A 14020-nucleotide genomic window follows, 5' to 3' on the forward strand; every position below is an offset into this window, starting at 1 on the left:
GGGAGTCGCCATGGTGTGGATGACGGTGTTCCACTTCTGTTTTGATCTGAGCCACTTCGGCTTGTGGTCACAGAACTTTCGCGTGGATCCGTTCTGGACCACGCAGCGCACCTTCATCGTGAGTCTTTTCCTGTTTTGCGCGGGACTGGGCCAGGCCATTGCGTTGCATCAGGGGCAGGGCTGGCACCGGTTTGGGCGCCGCTGGGTGCAGATCGCCGGGTGTGCGCTGCTGGTGTCCGCGGGGTCGTTTGTGATGTTTCCGGCCAGCTTCATCTATTTCGGTGTGCTGCATGGCATGGCGGTGATGTTGCTCATTGCGCGCTGTACGGCAGGGTGGGGGCGCTGGCTGTGGCTGGCTGGACTGGTGGCGGTGGCCTTGCCGTGGGCTGCGCAGCAGCTTCTGGCGGGGGGATGGGCCGATGCCGCACCCTGGTTCAATGGGCGAGCCCTGAATTGGCTGGGGTTGGTATCCCGCAAACCGTTCACGGAAGACTATGTGCCCGTGTTGCCATGGTTGGGTGTGCTCTGGTGGGGGCTCGCTGCAGGTCAATGGGCCATGCGCGCGCGCAGGGGCTGGTTGCAATGGCAGCTACCCGTGGTGGTGCGGCCTCTGGCGACACTGGGGCGATGGAGCCTGAGCTACTACATGCTCCACCAACCGGTGATGATCGGCCTGCTGATGGCTGCGGTGTGGCTGATGGGGCGGACCTGAGCCTCGTCGAACTGTCTGGCCTTGCTAAACAGGCCGAGCCATAAAAAAACGCGACCGAGGTCGCGTTTTTTTGTGGCCATGACGGCTGGGGGGCCGAGTGGCTTATTCCACCTTGGCCTTGGCGCGCAGGTCTTCCTGGAACTTGGCCAGCTTTTGCTGCTGCAGTTGCTGCGCCACTTGGGGCTTGACTTCTTCGAGCTTGGGCAGCTCGGCCTGGCGCACATCGTCCAGGCGGATGATGTGCCAGCCAAACTGGCTCTTCACGGGCGTCTCTGTCATCTTGCCCTTTTCGAGCTTGACCAGCGCTTCGGTGAACTCGCTCACGTAGCTCGATGGGTTGGCCCAGTCGAGGTCGCCGCCCTTTGCGCCGGAGCCTGGGTCCTTGGATTGCTTCTTGGCGATGTCTTCAAACTTGGCGCCCTTCTTGATGGACGCGATGATGGCCTTGGCGTCGGCTTCCTTTTCCACCAGGATGTGGCGGGCCTTGTATTCCTTGCCGCTGTTGGCTGCCACGAACTTGTCGTATTCGGCCTGGATTTCAGCGTCGGTGACGGGGTTCGTCTTCTGGAAGTCGGCGAACAGTTCGCGAATCAGGATGGCCTGGCGTGCCAGGTCCAGCTGGGCCTTGTAGTCTGCCGAGGTTTCCAGGCCGCGCCTTTGAGCTTCCTGCATGAAGATTTCACGGGCAATGACTTCTTCCTTGATCTGGCCTTCGATGTCGGGCGTCACGGGGCGGCCCGAGCGTTCGACCTGCTGCTTGAGCGCTTCGACGCGCTCCTTGGGAACTGCCTTGCCGTTAACAATGGCGACATTCTGGGCGGAAACGGGCAGGGCCAACGTGCCCAGCACGGCAGCGGCGACGAGGCCGGACAGGAGCTGTTTCTTCATGCGGAATCCAAAAAATGAGGGGTTGTTTGCCGACTGAAATCCGGCAGATGTTGACTTGAGGCCGGCTCAGAGAACTTCAATGGCGAGGGCGTGAACGCCTTGGTCAATAAATTCTTGCAGCGCATCATACACAAGGCGGTGTTGGGCCACGCGGGAGCGTCCTGTAAAGAAAGGTGACGAAATTCGCACCCGAAAATGGGTGCCGAATCCCGTGCCGTTGGCACCCGCATGGCCTGCGTGGGCGGCGCTTTCGTCCAGCACCTCCAGGTGGCTGGGGGTGAGGCGGTCGGCCAGTGTCTGGTGCATCTGGTCTGCGATGGAGTTCATGGGCTTCACACTCGTTCAGGTGGTGGGCTCGTCGCCCTTGAGGTGGGGCGCAATGTAGATGCCCTGGGCCACCAGGAAGACCAGCGGAAACGCATAGCCCCACAACTTGAAGTCCACCCAGGCTTCGGTGCTGAAGTTCATCACCACGTACGCGTTGATGGCGGACATGAAGGCGCAGTAGATGATCCAGGCCACGTTCAGCCGCTGCCATACGGCGTCGGGCAAGTCCAGCTGGCTGCCCAGCAGCATCTTGAGGAARTTCTTYTTSAGCGCCCAGAGCGCYACCGCCAGGGCCACCGACATAGCGCCATAGAGCACTGTGGGTTTCCATTTGATGAACCGGTCGTCCTGCAGCACCAGCGTGAGCGTGCCAAACAGCAGGATCAGCACCAGGGTGACCTTGTGCATGGTCTGCAGGCGCCGGTCGATGGCGTAGATGATGGCCATCTGCAAGGCCGTGGCCGCCATGAGCACGGCGGTGCCTACGTAGATGCCGTAGAACTTGTAGGCCCCGAAGAACAGCAGGATGGGGAAAAAGTCGATCAGAATTTTCATGGAGTCAGCAAGGAGTCCCGGGCTTCAGTGGTCGCCGGACTCGAAGTCCAGCGAGGCCGAGTTCATGCAATACCGCAACCCGGCGGGTGCTGGGCCATCTTCAAACACATGGCCCAGGTGCGCCCCGCATTGTGCACACACCGTTTCGGTGCGGACCATGCCATGGCTGCGGTCCACGATTTCGGTGATGGCGCCGGGGATGGCTTCGGAAAAGCTGGGCCAGCCGCAGCCCGCGTCAAACTTGGTGACCGAGTCAAACAGCTTGGCGCCGCAGCAGACGCAGTGGTAGCTGCCGTCGGCCCAGTGGGCTTCGTACTTGCCGGTGAAGGGGCGCTCGGTGGCGGCATGGCGCGTGACCTGGAAGGCCACGGGTTCTGCACCTTTTTCGCGCAGCACGGCTTGCCATTCGGCGTCAGTCTTCTGGATGGGATGGGTCATGATGAACAGCTGATCTCGATGGAAGACGCCCAGTCGGGCGGGAAGGCGGCGTAGGCGTCATGCCCCGGGTGCTCGTCAAACGGGCGCTCYAGCAGCCGCTGCAGGGTTTGGAGTTCACCGAAGTCGCCAAGTTTCGCCGCACGAATGGCCTGTTCGCCCAGGTGGTTGCGCAGCACGAACTTGGGATTGGTTTTGAGCATCAAATCGGCTTGATGCGCTACATCCATATGCCTTGATTGCTCTGAATATAGTAGCAGCCATTGGTCCAGGCCAGCACGGTCCGCAAACAGGTCGCGCACGGGCTCCATGTCTTGGGTGCCCACGGCTTGCGACAGGCGGCGCCAGAAGATGGGGTAGTCCACCCGGTTCTGGGCCAGCAGCAGCAAGATGCCGTCGATGAGCGCGCCATCGCCGTCGCTGGCCTCCCGCAGCCCCAGCTTGGCGCGCATGCGGGCCATGAAGGCCTCGGGGAAAACCGTCTTGTAAGACTCCAGGGCCTGCTTGGCCACGTCCTGGTGGCCGATCAGGGGCAGCAGCGCCTGCGCCAGGCAAAACAGGTTCCAGTACGCCACGTTGGGCTGGCGGTTGTACGCGTAACGGCCTTGCGAGTCGCTGTGGTTGCACACGTGGCCGGGCACAAACGCGTCGAGAAACTGAAACGGCCCGTAGTCAATCGTCAGGCCCAGGATGCTCATGTTGTCGGTGTTCATCACCCCATGGCAAAAGCCGACCGCCTGCCATTGCGCCATGAGGCGTGCGGTGCGCTCGCTCACGGCCTGCAGCAGGGCAGCGTACGGGTTGCCAGCCAGGTCGGTGCTGTCCCGGCATTCGGGGTAGTAGCGGTCGATGGCGTAGTCGGCCAGCGTTTGCAGCGCGGCCTCCTGGCCGTTGGCAGCAAAGTGCTCGAAATGACCAAAACGCACAAAGCTGCGTGCCACGCGGGTGACGACGGCAGCGGTCTCGATTTCTTCGCGGCGGACGTGCGCGGGAGAGCCGGTGATGCACAGCGCGCGCGATGTCGGCACACCCAGTCCGTGCATGGCTTCGCTGCACAAAAACTCGCGGATGCTGGAGCGCAATACCGCACGGCCATCGCCCATGCGAGAGTAGGGCGTGCGGCCTGCACCCTTGAGCTGGACTTCCCACCCCGTAGCCGTCTCTCCGAGCAAGATGGCGCGCCCATCGCCCAGCTGACCGGCCCAGACGCCAAACTGGTGTCCGCTGTACACGCTGGCCAGGGGTTGCGAGCCTGCCAGCAGGCGGTTGCCGGTGAAGGCCTGCAGGGCCTCATCGCTGCGCAAGGCGGCTTCATCCAGCCCGAGCAGTTGCGCCACGGCGGGGCTGGTGCCTACCCAATGGGGCGTGGGCAGAGGGGTGGGGCGCAGTTCGGTGAAAAAGTCGGTGCCCAGCGCGGCAAAGCGGTGGTTCCAGGCGAGGCCGAGGTCGGTGTGGGCGTCGCTGTCGGCAGTCAGGGTCATGGGCTGGATTGTCTCGCAGGCCGGATGCCCCGGTGCCCACAGGGCCATGGCAGGGCGGGGATAGCCTGCACCGCGACCGCTACAACAACGCTGCCGCCGTCAGGCAGGCCGGGCCTGACGCAGGCTGCAGCAGCTGCTGGCGGTATTGGCCTGGGGGCATGCCAAACCAGCGCTTGCAGGCCCGAAACAGGTTGCTCTGGTCGCTGAAACCCAGCTGGTCCGCCACCTCGGCCAGGCTGCGGCGCGGGTCGGCCAGGTATTGGCGGGCCAGCTCGCTGCGGGTGTCGTCCAGCAGTTGCTGAAAACTCACCGACTCTGCCTGCAGCCGGCGCTGCAAGGTGCGATCGGTGAGGTGCAGGCGCGCAGCCACGTCCTCGCGCCGGGGTTCACCGAGGTGCAGCATGCGCGATATCTCGGTGCGCACCTTGGCACTGACCAGCGACTGGCCCAACGGACCCAACTGCCCCAGCTCGGCCTCCACCAGTTGTTCGTGCAGCGCCCACAGGTTCGGGTTGTGGGTGGGAATGGGTTGCAGCAGGTCGGCTTCGGCCATCAGAAAGCGGTTCACCGGCTGGCCAAAGCGGGGTGGTACGCCAAATGCCGCGCGGTGTCGCGTGTCGTCGGCTGGCGCTGGGGTGACCAGCTCCAAGGCCAGGGGCGTGAGGTCGCGCCGGGTGAGCCAATCACACAGCGTCAGCAGGGTCAGCACCGCAAACTCCACCCGCTGTCGCGGTATGGGGCGCGAGGCGCCGATGTGGTTGAGCACCATCCAGTAACCGCGTGGGTCTCGCTCCATCGAGAACGTGGTGGCGTCCGAGATCAGCGCCATGTGCCGGTCCAGGTGCCTGAAGCCTTCGAGAAGGTTGGGCCCCGAGGCCAGTGCGTGGCCGACCAGATCCAGCTTGCCGTAGCGCGCGGCCAGCTGGCGGTCCAGGCCCAGCCCCGGGCGATCGTAGTGCTGGGCTGCGGCCTCCCACAAGCGGCTGACGCGGTCCACATCCACGCGGGTGTGGGGGTGCTGCAGGCTCTCCAGGTCGATGTCGGCCTGCGCGCACAGGGCTTGCACCGGCAGTCCTTCGGCTGCAAACAGCTCCGCAATGCCGCGCACCCAGGCGGCAGAGCTGGTGCGCTGCGGCAGTGGGTTCATGGGCAGGCCCCAGTCTCAGGGTTTACGCGCGGGTGGTGTTCTGAAGTCACTGTTTTGGTGTGGTTGCGATAGTGGGTTGTCGGCCGGGCGTTTTCACAATCGGCGCCGAGGTCGGTCCCAGGCGCGAGTGTGATGCGTTCTGCAGGCCCGCCCCATTCCTGAAAACCCCGAAGGAGACAAACAACATGGCCTATTTTGCAAAGAGCCTGCGCTGGGGCGCAGCATGCCTGGCCGCTGTGATGACCACGGCGTGTGGTGGTTCTGGCGGTACGCCGCCCGAACTGCGCGAAACCCGCTATGGCATGGTGCGCGGCACGGATGACAGCACCACCAGCGGCACTTATGCCTGGAAGGGTGTTCCCTACGCACAACCCCCTGTCGGGGCCCTGCGCTGGCAGCCGCCTGCAGAGCCCGCCGCCTGGACGGGCGAGCGCAGCGCCACCCGGTTTGGTAGTGCGTGCCTGCAGATGGGCCGTATTTACGGYCCGGGCGCCAACAACCGTTTTGACGACACGATTGGCCAGACGCTGAACACCCCGCTGGGCAGCGAAGACTGCCTGACCCTCAACATCTGGCGTCCGGCCACCGCGCAGGACAACCTGCCAGTGCTGGTCTTTATCCATGGGGGCAGTGCCATATCGGGCTACACCGCCGACCCGGTGTACGACGGCGCCGCGCTGTCCAAGTCGGCCAATGCCATCGTGGTCACAGCCAACTACCGGCTGGATGTGCTGGGGTATCTGCAGTTGCCCGCCCTGCATGCCGGCAACAACGGCAATGGAAGCAGCGGAGGCAGCACCTATACCGGCAACTACGCGCTGCTGGACGTCGTGCAGGCGCTGCGGTTCGTCCAGGGCAACATCGCTCGGTTTGGCGGCAATGCGGGCAACGTCACGTTGATGGGGCAGTCGGCGGGGGCCATCAATGCCTTGGCGCTACTGACCGCACCGCAGGCCACCGGGCTCTTCCACAAATTGGTACCGGTCAGCGGCGGGATCTCCTTGGCGTCGAACCTGCCCGCCGGGTCCATACCCACGCTCAACCCGGTCTCCCGCTACGCCACACAGGCCAGCCAGTTGCTGGCGCATCTGGCCGTGGCCGATGGCTTGGCACCGGGCCTGCCCGAAGCCCAGGCCCTGGTGGCCAGCTGGCCCCCCGCGCAGGTGGCCAGTTACCTGCGTGGCAAGGATGCGCGAGTCGTTTTGCAGACGGTGCTGGCAAAGGGGCTGACAGGTTCTGGCCCGATCCCGGACGGTGTGGTGGTTCCGGCCGATCCGATCACGGAGATTTCTGCGGGCCGCTATCAGAAAGTGCCTGTGTTGTCCGGCTACACGGCCGAGGAGGGCAAGCTGTTTGCCCCGTTCCTGGTGCTGCTGGGCGGCAAGCCCGGCATGAAGATCGGCGATGCCGAGCGCTTTGCGATGATGCAGCGCTTCGACCCTGATGCCCCCACCACCCTTACTGCGGCGGACATTCTGGATGCGTCCTACCTGCCGGTGACAGCCCCGGGCACGGGCTACAACGCACGCACGCAGCTGCTGGGCAATGTGTTCATTGGCGCCAGCCGCGACAACCTGCTGAACGCCCTGCGCAGCCAGCAGAGCAATGTGTGGAACTACCAGTTCAACTGGGCCCAGCAGCCCGCACCATGGAACGATGTGTACGGCGCGGCCCATGCATTCGACCTGCCCTTTGTGTTTGGCAACTTCGGTCCCTCGGTGTTTGCGAAGGCGACCAACAGCACCGCCAACCAGCCGGGGCGCCTGGCGCTGTCGCGGGCCATGATGGACAGCCTGCGCGCCTTTGTGCACACCGGCGATCCCAACAACGCCACGCTGGGCCAGACCTGGCAGCCCTGGCCCCGCAAGTTCATCTTTGATGCAGACCAGAAGGCGGTGCGCCTGAGCGTGCAATGACTCTCACGCTGCAGATGTCGAACAGACCCCGGCCGAATGCGGGTGTTCAGTGCGCGGCCGTGGCGGCGAGGTATGCGTTCAGCGCCTCGTCGTCCACGATGGCCACGCGCCCGAAGTCCAGCGACACAATGCCCATGCCCTCCAGCGACTGCAGCACCTTGTTCACGGTCTGCCGCGAGAGGCCGACCAGCTGGCCCAGCTCTTCCTGCGTGAGGTTGAGCCGCCGGGTGCTGCGCCAGAACAGGCGGCTGAGGTACAGCGCCACGCGGTGCTCGGTGGACTGGGTGCGACCGGCTTCGATGATGGTCATGGCCTGGCCCAGCCGCATGTTCAGATGCAGCACCAGGAACTGGTTGAACGCCAGGCTGGTCTCGCGCAGCGTGGCAAACAGCGGCAGGGGCAGGCACAGCAGGGTGGTGGGGCGCAGTGCCACCACGTGGTACCGGCGGGGCTCGGGCTTCATGGCCGAGCCCTCGCCAAACCATTCACCGTCAGGCACGCCGATGAAGGCGGACGACCGGCCCTTGCTGGTGGGGCTCTGCAGCATCACCAGACCCGACAGCACGGCATGCCAGCCCCGCACGGCGCTGCCGGCGGGCATCATCACCGCGCCCTTGTCGGCCTGCTCGGCAAACACCTCTTCGCGCAGCCGCTCCTGCATGGCGGTAGGCAGGCTCGCGAACCAGGGCTGGGCGGCAATGAATCGTTGGGCAGAAGGGGCAGCGCAAAGCATGGGCCCGATTGTCGCTGCAGCGGTGCCGGCGGTTCAGGGTATTCCCTTGCCCTTTGTCAGTGAGGCGACAAGTGTTGGCAGCCATGCCCGCCGGGCGCACACTCCGCTGCGGTTCACGGAGGCCAGCGACCGCGCAACCATGCCGCCGCCGATGCCATGCCGGTGTGGTGGTGCGGCGTGTGTGGGTTCATCCCAGCGGCGTGCGGGGGCACGACGCCGGCGACACCCGGACGCCGATACGCGCGCTACGATGACCGTTCCATTCACTACAACATCCAAGGAGTATTCATGCTGGGCTTGATGCAGAGTCAACCGTTGCTGATTTCGTCGCTGATCGAATTCGCAGAGCGCCACCACGGCGACGCCGAAATCGTGTCCCGACGGGTGGAGGGGGACATCCATCGCTACACGTACCGCGACCTCGCCGCACGTGCCCGCCGCCTGGCCAACGCGCTGGATGACCTGAAGCTCCAGTTCAGCGACCGGGTGGCCACGCTGGCCTGGAACGGCTATCGCCACATGGAGATGTATTTCGGCGTGAGCGGATCGGGCCGCGTGCTGCACACCGTCAATCCACGCCTGCACCCCGACCAGATCGCCTGGATCATCAACCACGCAGAAGACCAGGTGATGTGCTTTGACACCACCTTCCTGCCCCTGGTGCAGGCGGTGCACACCAAATGCCCCACCGTCAAGAAATGGGTCGCCCTGTGCGATGCCGATAAGCTGCCGGCCGACACCGGCATCCCCGGCCTGACCAGCTACGAAGCCTGGATTGGTGCGCAGTCTTCGGACTACGCATGGCCTGAGTTCGATGAGAACTCTGCATCGAGCATGTGCTACACCAGCGGCACCACAGGCAACCCCAAGGCCGCGCTGTACAGCCACCGCTCCACCACGCTGCACGCCTATGCTGCGGCGCTGCCTGATGTCATGTGCCTCTCGGCSCGCGACTCGGTGCTGCCSGTGGTGCCSATGTTCCACGTCAAYGCCTGGGGCATTCCGTACTCGGCCGCGCTCACTGGCTGCAAGCTGGTGTTCCCCGGCCCGGCGATGGATGGCAAGTCGATCTACGAATTGATCGAAGCGGAGAAGGTCAGCTACGCGGCGGGCGTGCCCACCGTGTGGCAGATGATGCTGGGCCACATGAAGCCTGCGGGCCTCAAGTTCTCCACACTGCGCCGCACGGTGATCGGCGGATCGGCTTGCCCGCCCGCCATGATCCACGCCTTCAAGGAAGACTACGGTGTGGAGGTGCTGCACGCCTGGGGCATGACCGAGATGAGCCCGCTGGGAACGCTGTGCACGCTCAAGAACAAGCACCTCGTCATGTCCAAGGACGAGCAGATGAAGATCCTGCAAAAGCAGGGCCGYGCGATCTWYGGCGTSGACATGAAGATCGTSGRYGGCRACGGCAASGAGCTGCCCTGGGACGGCAAGRCCTAYGGCGACCTGYTGGTCAAGGGCCCCTGGATCGTGGGCAGCTACTTCAAGGGCGAGGGCGGYGACCCGCTGGTGCGCGACGCGCAGGGCMGSGGCTGGTTCCCCACGGGTGACGTGGCCACCATCGACGCCGACGGCTTCATGCAGATCACCGACCGCAGCAAGGACGTGATCAAGTCCGGTGGCGAATGGATCAGCTCCATCGACATCGAGAACATTGCGATGGCCCATCCCGCCATTGCCATGGCAGCGTGTGTGGGTATGCCGCATCCAAAGTGGGACGAGCGCCCCATCGTGGCCGTGGTCAAGCGGCCTGGCGCAGAGGTGACGCGCGAAGCGCTGCTGGCCTTCTACGAAGGCAAGACGGCCAAGTGGCAGATCCCTGACGACGTGGTGTTTGTCGATGCCATTCCGCTCGGTGCCACCGGCAAGATGCTCAAGACCAAGCTGCGTGAGCAGCTCAAGGATTACAAGCTTCCCGGCCTGTGATCAGGGTGGGGCAATGCATGTGCGCGCATCGCTTGCGAGCGCCATTTTTTGCACTGCCCCAGGCTGGTGCGCGCTCGGGGGAGCGCAGCGCCAGTCACGTGTGCGACGCTGGTAGGGGCAATCCCTGAGCATCGCTTTGTTGCAACGCGGTACGCTGCGTTGTGTCGATTTACAAGGAGACAAAAGCATGAAGTTCGCTATTAAGGCTGTAGCAGCCTCGGTAATCTTGGCAAGCGCTGGCGGGGCCTTCGCTCAAAAGGGCGAGACGGTCAAAATCGCCTGGCTCGACCCCCTGTCTGGCCTGATGGCGGCCGTGGGAACGAACCAGCTCAAGAGCTTCCAGTTCATCGCTGAAGAGTTCAACAAGAAGAACCCTGCCGGCGTCAAATTTGAAATCATCGGCATCGACAACAAACTCAGCCCGCAGGAAACCACCAGCGCCCTGCGCTCGGCCATGGACCAGGGTGCGCGCTACGTGGTGCAGGGTAACGGCTCTGGTCCCGCACTGGCCATCATGGATGCGCTCGAAAAGCACAACGCACGCAATCCCGGCAAGGAAGTCCTGTTCCTGAACTACGCTGCCGTGGACCCAGACCTCACCAACAGCAAGTGCAGCTACTGGCACTTCCGTCTGGATGCAGACACCTCCATGAAGATGGAAGCGCTGACGACCTACATGAAGGACCTGCCAGAGGTCAAAAAGGTCTACCTGATCAACCAGAACTACTCGCACGGCCACCAGGTCTCCAAGTTCGCCAAGGAGATGATGCAGCGCAAGCGCCCCGACGTGCAGTTTGTGGGTGACGACCTGCACCCCCTGGCCCAGGTGCGCGACTTCTCGCCCTACATCGCCAAGATCAAGGCATCGGGCGCTGACAGCGTGATCACCGGCAACTGGGGTTCTGACCTGGCACTGCTGATCAAGGCCGCTAACGACGCGGGCCTGAACAACGTCAACTTCTACACCTACTACGGCTCCGTCACCGGCAGCCCCACTGCCATGGGCTCTGCCGCTGCAGGCCGCGTGTACATGGTGGCTTACGCCCACATGAACCTGCCGGGCGAGCTCAACAAGATCGTTGTGGACTACAAGAAGAAGTTCAACGACGACATGTACACCGGTGCCGTGTACCACGCCTTCACCATGCTGTCCGAAGGTTTCGTGAAGGCCAAGTCSACCGASCCCGTCAAGGTGGCKGCMGCGWTKGAAGGCATGAAGTTCAAGAGCTTCAACGGYGAWGTCGARATGCGCAAGWCCGACCACCAGCTGCARCAGGGCCTGTTCATTTCCAAGTGGGAAAAAGCCGGCGGCAAGTACCCCATCGACTCGGAAAACACCGGCTACACCTTCGTGCCGCTGAAGTACTACGAGCCCTACGTGGCCAGCACGCCCACGTCSTGCCAGATGAAGCGCCCCTAAATCCGGCGCTGGCGTTTCGGCGCCAGAACTTCGAGGCCCGACGTACTCGGGCCTTTTTTTTCCCTCCGTGATGAAAAATTCCAATGAATCCTGAGTTTTTCGTGATCTCTTTGCTGAACGGCGTGAGCTACGGGCTCCTGCTGTTCATGCTGAGTTCCGGCCTCACGCTGATCTTCAGCATGATGGGCGTGCTCAACTTCGCACACACCAGCTTCTACATGCTGGGTGCCTATTTCGCGTTCACCATCTCCGGAGTGGTGGGCTTTTGGCCTGCGCTGGTGCTGGCACCGCTTGTGGTGTTTGTGCTGGGGGCTGCGTTCGAGCGCTACGCCCTGCGCCGGGTGCACAAGTTCGGCCATGTGCCCGAGCTGCTGGTCACGTTCGGGCTGTCGTACCTGATTCTGGAAGTCGTGCAGCTGGTCTGGGGTCGCTCCACGGTGCCTTACGGCCTGCCAGAGCAATTGCAGGGCCCGCTGTTCTCGCTGTACGGCACGCAGTTTCCCAAATCGCGTTCGTTTGTGATGCTGGTGGCGCTGCTGATGCTGCTGTCGGTGTGGCTGCTGCTCACRCGCACSCGCATCGGSCTGGTGATCCAGGCGGCKCTCAAGYACCCMGAMATGGTSGARGCGCTGGGCCACAACGTGCCGCGYGTCTTCATGCTGGTGTTYGGYGGCGGYGCCGCGCTSGCGGGCCTGGCGGGCGTGATCGGTGGCAACACCTATGTGACTGAGCCTGCGATGGCGGCGTCTGTGGGCTCCATCATCTTCGTGGTGGTGGTGGTGGGCGGCATGGGCTCGCTCGCCGGTGCTTTCATCGCTTCGCTGCTGATCGGCGTGGTACAGACCTTTGCCGTGGCGCTGGACTACTCGCTGATCCACGTCTTCAAGGCCGTGGGTGTGGCGGTGACCGACCAGACCTTYGGCTACCCCTTGCTCAAGCTCACGATTTCCCAGGTGGCGCCCATCCTGCCGTACCTGTTCCTCGTGCTGATCCTGATCTTCCGCCCCAAGGGCCTGCTGGGCACGCGGGAGGACTGACGCCATGAATTCAACCACTCATACTGTCTCCAGTGCCACGTCGCACTACCGGTTCAAGCCCTGGAACGTGGGGCGCTTTGTGATCTGGACGCTGTTTGCTGTCGCACTGATCGTCGCGCCCATGCTGTTTCGCAGCAGCCTGGCGCTGACCATGCTCTCGCAAATCGGCTACCTCATCATCATCTGCCTGTCGTACAACATGTTGCTGGGGCAGGGCGGCATGCTGAGCTTCGGCCACGCGGTGTACACCGGCCTGGGCTCGTTCATTGCCATCCATGCGATGAACATGGCGGGCAAGGGCAGCTTCAGCATTCCCCTGGTTCTCATACCCATCGTGGGCGGACTGGCCGGGGCGTTCTTCGCGATCTTGCTGGGTTTTGTCACGACCAAGAAGTCGGGCACCACGTTTGCCATGATCACGCTGGGCATTGGCGAGCTGGTGGCCTCGATGGCGCTGATGTTCCCCGAGTTCTTCGGGGGCGAAGGCGGCATCACCACCGACCGCGTGTACGGCCAGTCGTTCTTCGGCATCACCTTCGGTCCTGCGATCCAGGTGTACTACCTGATCGCCGTGTACTGCTTCATATGCACGGCGGCGATGTTTGCCTTTACCGGCACACCGCTGGGCCGCATCCTGAACGCCGTGCGCGACAACCCAGAGCGTGTGGAGTTCATCGGCTACAACACGCAGCGCGTGCGCTACTTCGCGTTCATCATCGCGGGCTTCTTTGCCGGCATTGGTGGTGGCCTGGCCACGATCAACTTCGAGATCGTGACGGGTGCCGACAGCCTGAACGTGGTGCGCTCGGGCGGCTACCTGCTGTTCACCTTCCTGGGCGGGGCCACGTTCTTCTTCGGTCCCATCATTGGTGCGGTGTTGCTGGTGCTGGCGTCGGTGCTGCTGTCCGAGCTGTCCAAGGCCTGGCTGCTGTACCTGGGCCTGGTGTTCCTGTTCATGGTGATGTATGCGCCCGGCGGCGTGGCCAGCCTGATCATGATGAACCTGCGCCTGGCCAAGTTTGGCAAGCTGCGTCAGCTGTGGACCTCGTACCTGGCCCTGGGCGGTACTGCCCTAGTGGGGGTGATGGGCGCGGCCTGCATGATCGAGATGACCTACCACCTGCAACTCAATGCGGCGCTGGGGCCAGAGCTGACCTTCCTGGGCGCCACGCTCAATGCCAAGGGTTTCACCAGCTGGTTTGGCGCGGTGTTTGTGATGGTGACGGGCTTTGCCCTGTTTGAACTCTGCCGCCGCCAATTTGTGCGCCAGTGGAGCAGGATCCAGGAAGAAATAGAACATGAAATCAAGCGCGGGGAGGCTTTGTAACCATGGCGGCTGACAACGCAACCTATGCGCTCGAACTGCGCGACTTGCGCAAGAGCTTTGGCAAGACCGAGATCATCCGCGGCGCCAACTTGGCTGTCGCGCCCGGTGAG

The 14020-nt window shown here is 63.5% G+C and carries 13 protein-coding genes and 1 pseudogene; 7 read left to right on the forward strand and 7 right to left on the reverse strand.

What is annotated here, in order from left to right; genetic code table 11:
- On the forward strand, positions 1-712 hold a 712-nt coding region (locus AC04MI_RS18295; RefSeq protein WP_476498355.1), incomplete at its 5' end, for a heparan-alpha-glucosaminide N-acetyltransferase.
- A 102-nt stretch (positions 713-814) separates the two neighbouring features.
- Here the strand turns inward: AC04MI_RS18295 and AC04MI_RS18300 are convergent.
- From AC04MI_RS18300 to AC04MI_RS18325, 6 genes are all read right to left on the reverse strand, one after another.
- Complete coding sequence (locus AC04MI_RS18300; RefSeq protein WP_436077161.1) at positions 815-1600, reverse strand: peptidylprolyl isomerase; 786 nt, start codon at positions 1598-1600, stop codon at positions 815-817.
- 66 nt (positions 1601-1666) lie between these two features.
- Complete coding sequence (locus AC04MI_RS18305) at positions 1667-1927, reverse strand: BolA family protein (RefSeq protein ID WP_056746271.1); 261 nt, start codon at positions 1925-1927, stop codon at positions 1667-1669.
- A 15-nt stretch (positions 1928-1942) separates the two neighbouring features.
- Entirely contained in the window at positions 1943-2482 is a 540-nt protein-coding gene (locus AC04MI_RS18310) for a septation protein A (protein WP_056063543.1), read from the reverse strand.
- A 24-nt stretch (positions 2483-2506) separates the two neighbouring features.
- Complete coding sequence (gene msrB, locus AC04MI_RS18315) at positions 2507-2920, reverse strand: peptide-methionine (R)-S-oxide reductase MsrB (RefSeq protein ID WP_436077162.1); 414 nt, start codon at positions 2918-2920, stop codon at positions 2507-2509.
- Positions 2917-4398: a protein adenylyltransferase SelO gene (locus AC04MI_RS18320; RefSeq protein ID WP_436077163.1), complete on the reverse strand. Its 1482-nt coding sequence runs from the start codon at positions 4396-4398 to the stop codon at positions 2917-2919. Before AC04MI_RS18320 ends, msrB begins: the two co-directional genes overlap by 4 nt.
- 79 nt (positions 4399-4477) lie before the next feature.
- Positions 4478-5545: an AraC family transcriptional regulator gene (locus AC04MI_RS18325; RefSeq protein WP_436077164.1), complete on the reverse strand. Its 1068-nt coding sequence runs from the start codon at positions 5543-5545 to the stop codon at positions 4478-4480.
- Positions 5546-5730: 185 nt separating this feature from the next.
- Here AC04MI_RS18325 and AC04MI_RS18330 point away from each other — a divergent pair, with 185 nt between their 5' ends.
- The gene (locus tag AC04MI_RS18330; protein WP_436077165.1) at positions 5731-7461 is read left to right on the forward strand and encodes a carboxylesterase/lipase family protein; all 1731 of its coding nucleotides are present in this window, start codon (positions 5731-5733) and stop codon (positions 7459-7461) included.
- A 46-nt stretch (positions 7462-7507) separates the two neighbouring features.
- Here the strand turns inward: AC04MI_RS18330 and AC04MI_RS18335 are convergent, their stop codons facing one another.
- On the reverse strand, positions 7508-8194 hold the full coding sequence (locus tag AC04MI_RS18335; RefSeq protein ID WP_436077166.1) for a Crp/Fnr family transcriptional regulator: 687 nt from the start codon (positions 8192-8194) through the stop codon (positions 7508-7510).
- A gap of 288 nt (positions 8195-8482) precedes the next feature.
- Here AC04MI_RS18335 and AC04MI_RS18340 point away from each other — a divergent pair, with 288 nt between their 5' ends.
- The 5 genes and pseudogenes from AC04MI_RS18340 to AC04MI_RS18360 all read left to right on the forward strand — a co-directional run.
- Positions 8483-10126, forward strand: a complete 1644-nt coding sequence (locus AC04MI_RS18340; RefSeq protein WP_476498356.1) for a 3-(methylthio)propionyl-CoA ligase — start codon at positions 8483-8485, stop codon at positions 10124-10126.
- Between the two features lie 187 nt (positions 10127-10313).
- Positions 10314-11546: a branched-chain amino acid ABC transporter substrate-binding protein gene (locus AC04MI_RS18345; protein WP_476498357.1), complete on the forward strand. Its 1233-nt coding sequence runs from the start codon at positions 10314-10316 to the stop codon at positions 11544-11546.
- Between the two features lie 83 nt (positions 11547-11629).
- A complete protein-coding gene (locus AC04MI_RS18350; protein WP_476498358.1) occupies positions 11630-12583 on the forward strand; it encodes a branched-chain amino acid ABC transporter permease in 954 nt (317 codons plus the stop codon).
- Positions 12584-12587: 4 nt separating this feature from the next.
- Positions 12588-13910, forward strand: a complete 1323-nt coding sequence (locus AC04MI_RS18355) for a branched-chain amino acid ABC transporter permease (RefSeq protein WP_436077167.1) — start codon at positions 12588-12590, stop codon at positions 13908-13910.
- A gap of 2 nt (positions 13911-13912) precedes the next feature.
- Positions 13913-14020: pseudogene (locus AC04MI_RS18360) on the forward strand (ABC transporter ATP-binding protein); the annotation flags it as partial.

The organism is Acidovorax sp. LjRoot204 (assembly GCF_056175785.1).